The sequence below is a fragment of the Arthrobacter sp. Y3223164 genome (assembly GCF_059091005.1).
This window is the reverse complement of sequence record NZ_JBNHGF010000646.1, coordinates 1-1,019: the sequence shown is the minus strand read 5'-3', so window position 1 is coordinate 1,019 and position 1,019 is coordinate 1. Positions and strand designations below refer to the sequence as shown.

The following is a 1,019-nucleotide window of genomic DNA, read 5'->3' as shown; positions in this document are numbered from 1 at the left end:
GGTGGCGGCCAGCCGGTAGGCGGCGGCGCCGGCCTCCGGTGCGTAGATCCGGGTGGCCAGCACGATCCGCAGGCCCATCAGGCGTGCAGCCCGATGGTGCGGGATTCCTTCGCGCTGGCGATCATGGCTTCGGCCACGCGCAGCGTGTTCAGCCCTTCCCGCATGGTGACGATGCTGGCCGCCGGGCGGCCGGGGCGGGCACCGCCGTCGTGCCGGGCAGCCGGGGAACCGGGCGGCAGTCCGCGGGTGGCGAGCACGGCGTCGCGGAAGGCCTCGTGTTCGACCTTCAGCGGTTCCCGCTTAGGGATGGCCAGGCGGGTGATGTTGCCTTCGGAGACGCCGCGGAAGTTGGCCACGGACTCCCACTCGGTGTTGATGGTGCCGTTTTCGTGGAAGGTCAGGTCGGCGGTCAGCGTGTCGGCCACGAAGGCGCCGCGTTCTCCGGTGACCACCGTGACGCGTTCCTTCGTCGGCGACAGCCAGTTCACCAGATGGCTGGTGATCACGCCGTTGTCCAGCAGGCCGGTGGCCGCCACCATGTCCTCGTGCTCTCGGCCGGTGCGGATGGTGGTGTTGGCGCTGACGGATGCGTAGCCGGCCTGTGCCAGCCAGGCGGTGAGGTCGATGTCGTGCGTGCCGAGGTCTTTGATCACGCCGACGTCTGCGATCCGCGCCGGGAAGGGGCCCTGCCGGCGGGTGGCGATCTGGAAGATCCGGCCGAGTTCGCCGGCTTCCAGCCGTGCGCGCAGCGACTGCAGCGCCGGGTTGTAGCGTTCGATGTGGCCGACGGCGCCGATCAGCCCGCGGGATTCGAACGCGTCCGCCAGCTTCTCGCCGCCCGCGACCGTGTCCGCGATCGGCTTTTCCACCATGGTGTGGATGCCGGCCTCGGCCAGGGCCATTCCGACTTCCACGTGCAGGCCGGTGGGCACCGCGCACATGGCGATGTCGATCCCGGCCCCGATCAGCTCCTCGACGCCGCCGAAGACGGGCAGGCCGGGCGCCGCGCCGTGCGGGTA

Annotated in this window: 1 protein-coding gene; it reads right to left on the bottom strand. The window is 71.0% G+C overall.

Going from position 1 to position 1,019, the window contains the following annotated elements:
* Positions 1 to 77: 77 nt before the first annotated feature.
* Positions 78 to 1,019 (bottom strand): Gfo/Idh/MocA family protein (locus tag AC5RUJ_RS17105; RefSeq protein ID WP_494156347.1); only part of this gene is annotated, 942 nt, incomplete at its 5' end.